The sequence below is a fragment of the Porcincola sp. LCP21S3_C12 genome (assembly GCF_052118625.1).
Taxonomy (GTDB): Bacteria; Bacillota; Clostridia; order Lachnospirales; family Lachnospiraceae; genus Porcincola.
Map to the genome: position 1 here is coordinate 1 of NZ_JBQKGW010000043.1, position 3,695 is coordinate 3,695.

General features: G+C 50.9%; 4 protein-coding genes and 1 pseudogene. 2 read left to right on the forward strand and 3 right to left on the reverse strand.

Annotation, left to right across the window (positions count from 1 at the left end; genetic code table 11):
• Positions 1-58: 58 nt before the first annotated feature.
• Positions 59-433 carry a Mu transposase domain-containing protein gene (locus ACTQ1N_RS12405; protein ID WP_441956966.1) on the reverse strand — a complete coding sequence of 125 codons (375 nt, stop codon included), beginning with the start codon at positions 431-433 and terminating at the stop codon, positions 59-61.
• Positions 434-586: 153 nt separating this feature from the next.
• On the opposite strand from ACTQ1N_RS12405, the gene ACTQ1N_RS12410 reads away from it, so the two are divergent.
• Positions 587-988 (forward strand): IS3 family transposase, encoded by a 402-nt coding sequence (locus ACTQ1N_RS12410; protein ID WP_441956967.1) that lies wholly within the window; start codon positions 587-589, stop codon positions 986-988.
• Positions 989-1,091: 103 nt separating this feature from the next.
• Positions 1,092-1,591, forward strand: a pseudogene (locus ACTQ1N_RS12415) (IS3 family transposase); the annotation flags it as partial.
• A gap of 456 nt (positions 1,592-2,047) precedes the next feature.
• Here the strand turns inward: ACTQ1N_RS12415 and ACTQ1N_RS12420 are convergent.
• Together ACTQ1N_RS12420 and ACTQ1N_RS12425 are read right to left on the reverse strand one after the other, a co-directional pair.
• Entirely contained in the window at positions 2,048-2,866 is an 819-nt protein-coding gene (locus tag ACTQ1N_RS12420) for an ExeA family protein (RefSeq protein WP_441956968.1), read from the reverse strand.
• Entirely contained in the window at positions 2,859-3,428 is a 570-nt protein-coding gene (locus ACTQ1N_RS12425) for a Mu transposase C-terminal domain-containing protein (protein WP_441956969.1), read from the reverse strand. Before ACTQ1N_RS12425 ends, ACTQ1N_RS12420 begins: the two co-directional genes overlap by 8 nt.
• Between the last annotated feature and the right edge of the window lie 267 nt (positions 3,429-3,695).

A 3,695-nucleotide genomic window follows, 5' to 3' on the forward strand; every position in this document is an offset into this window, starting at 1 on the left:
GAAGGACAGGGCAATCATAGTACTATTGTATGAAAGAGTAAACGCAACCTGTGCAAGACTAACGTCTACCTCTGGTATTAATGGTGGAATTTAAAATTTCATTTTTAGAAACTTCAATTGTGGTGTCGGTGATTCGCACATCTACCTTATCTCTGATATACCGATAGGGCACGGAGTAGTACATCTTGTCTACTGCGATGTGATAGTTGAACTGCACAGTGGCAGTGCGATGTTCAGCTAATTCAAAATGGGCAGCAGGTAACGCCGCCAGCAATGGCTTTTCTTCCTCAAGAAACAGGCTCAGCCGGCTACCCTCTTTCTTTTCGAAGTTCGCCTCGTTGTATTTCTTGAGTTTCCTGCGAATTTCCTGATTCAGTTCTGCCAGAGAGAAGAGCTGCTCATTGCGTAAAGCTGCTGTGATCCATGTGGACACATGGCCGACGTTGCCTTCTGCATTGTGTTTGTTTATCCTTTGGAGTACGGACCCGTGCCGGGATAATAGCTGTGTTGTAATGCTGCGCCAGTTCCTGATAGGACTGGATTAATACCGGCTCATACTTGTCGCTCTGCTTCCGGTTCGTCGCTGTTGGGGCATTATCCGGAACCAGAGTCACAGGTCAATGATCTTACAAAGCAGGCCAGGGAGCTGAAAGACGAGGTCTTCCGTCTCCGTGTTGAGAGGGATGTCCTTGAGAAGGCGGCAGAAGTCATAAAAAAAGAGGAGGGCATCAGTCTCGGAAGTCTGACGAATCGTGAAAAGACAGACGTGATTGACGCCCTCCGGAACAGATACCGCCTGAAGACACTGCTCAGCGTTCTTCAGATGTCAAAGAGCAGCTACTTCTATCAAGAGGCCGCTATGGCGGCTCCGGACAAATATGCGGATGTTCGCGAAAAGATCCGGCAGGCTTTCGATGAATCCTCAAACCGGTACGGCTACCGGAGGATCCATGCGGCCCTGAGGAACGAATCCGTGACCGTATCATAGAAGGTCGTGCGTCGTCTCATGAAAACAGGACAGGCTCACTGTCACAAGCGTAAGGAAGCGGAAATACAACTCCAATAAGGGCGAGATCACCCCTACGGTCCCGAACGAGATAAAGCGCGATTTCCATGCGGATGCGCCGAATCAGAAATGGCTGACGGACATCACGGAATTCTCCATCCCGGCTGGAAAGGTGTATCTGTCTCCGATTATTGACTGCTTTGACGGGCTTCCAGTCGCGTGGACGATTGGAACATCCCCGAACGCTGATCTTGTCAATCAGATGCTGGATGCGGCAATCGAGGCACTGAAACCGGGCGAGTATCCCATCGTCCATTCCGACCGGGGATGCCACTACCGTTGGCCGGGCTGATCCGCTCAATGTCAAAGAAAGGCTGCTCGCCGGATAATTCGGCATGCGAGGGCTTCTTCGGCCGGCTGAAGAACAAGATGTTCTATGGTCGTTTCTGACAGGATGTCTCCATTGACGAGTTCATAAAGATCCTGGATGATTATATGCACTGGTATGCTGAGGAGCGAATAAAGATATCACTTGGAGGGATCAGCCCTATCCAGTACCGGAGACAGCTCGGATTGACCGCATAATTAGTCCAGAAAAACGTCCGCACCCCCTTTTAAGTGTAAATCAATAACGCTGTGTCAGCTGATGCGATAAACAAGCGTGTCACGAAACACTACACTATCATGATTAAACACAAGGAATAAGGTTTTGAGGGTGCCGCTGGATTCCGCATCAGTGGCCGCCGCCCTCCGCAAAATGCAGCCTTGGATCGATTAATGTAAAAGAGCCCCGACTCAGGAACGAAAATCCTGAGCCGGGGTGTTTTTTCTGCTATCTACCAGCACCAAGGCTATGGTTGCACATTCATGATGTACTTATGCTCTTATTGCGTCCTCGTCACACCGTATCGTTATATTGTTACTGATTTCATGAACTGTCACGCAACTGCTTTCACAGGCTGTCACTGATCTGCTCATGTTTGTGTCATTACATTTTTGCAGTTTTCCGCCGGAGAACAAAATCCCCGGCGGGAAAAATCATTATTCATTTTTAGCGGCCAGCATTTCATGCTCAGCCACATAGCTGACCATGTGGTCATCGATAAGACGTTTCTGGTTCTGGTACGCATACATCAGACTCTTATCGCATACGCGGTTAATCATCCTCGGAATACCGGTGGAGATCTGGAACACCCGGTCAATGGCGGTGTCGGTGAAGATATCCTGCCGGCAGCCGGCATACCCCAGATGCGTCTGTATGTATCTTTCACAGTCTGCCCGGTCCAGTGGAGGCAGCGTGCAGTACATATCGATTCTCTGCCGGATTGCTGCATACCGCTGAAGTTTAAGCTTATTATTCCAGAGCTCAGTCTGTCCGACCAGCACCAGCGCCATAGGACTCTCCGAGTCAAAGCGGTAGTTCAGCAGGAAACGGAACTCCTCGAGCATCTCCTTATCCAGGAGGTGGGCTTCATCGAGAACACAGACGACCCGCTTTTTCTGCACACCCTGGATAATCTCGATGGCTTTCTGGAGCTGTCGCTTTGAATCCCCCCGGTAGAATCCGGATTCCATCCCGAGCTGTTTCAGCAGCCCCTTGTAGAACCACTTCGGTGTCAGCTTGGAGTCCGACAGGTACAAAAGAATGTATTCGTCTTTCGGAAGCCGGTCATTGAACTTACGGAGCAGGGTGGATTTCCCGCATCCGGGATCTGCGGTGACCACCGCGAACAGCTTTTTATCTGCGACATAGAGGAGGCGCCCGAGGACATCCTTCATGACCGGATTCTCAAAAAGGCATTCTGTCGGGAGGTCCCTGGCAAACGGCGTGTGGCTCATTCCAAAGAAGGACTCATACATTGCTCCTGTCCCCCTTTCCGTAACCCGCAAATGACAGGGCATCCGCTACAAGCTGCCGGGACTGCTTATGCCGTTCCTCAAGTCCGTCAAGGAGCCTTGAAGTTTCCGGCTTCAGCGGCTGCATTGCGGCAGGCAGTACCGAAGCCTGGTTGCAGTACGAACTGATCCTCAAAGGCTGCGCGGTAAAGGAAGGCATGTGCGGATGGCTGACAATGATAGTTGTCGGATCTGCCGGATCATAAGCGATTCCGACTTTCTGTCCGATGAGGGAAGTTCTGGTCTCATAGCGCTTTCCCCTGAACTGGATACATCCTCCCTGGTCGACAAGACGGAACTCGTGATGGAGAAATGCTTCTGCCACGGTACCGGCATCGATGAAGTTCAGCGGCCGGCTGTCCCGGTTCCATTCCTGAAGAGGGGTGATCCCTTCCGACGGCACTGTCGAGCCAAGACTCCGGTAGTATTCCGCGATTCCTTCATGCGGGTCCTTGTGGTAATACTCCTCAAGATAGAGCGTCCACCTGAAGAATCCGGAGCCCGTTGAGCACCCTGTCCGGTGCAACTGAGCCACCATTCCGTTATTAACTGAGCCACCATTCCGTTATTAACTGAACCACCATTCCGGCGATAACTGAGCCACTTTTGTTTGAGACTCCTACAATGATGACAAACGCAATAGTGTGTTGAGATTCATTCAAAGGAGGTCACAGAAGTGACAAACTACAGAGAAATCCTCCGGCTGAAAAGCCAGGGGTACAGCGAGAGAAATATAGCTCTTGCTGCTTCGTGTTCCCGGAACACTGTTTCCGAAGTATTACAGAGGGCTGAG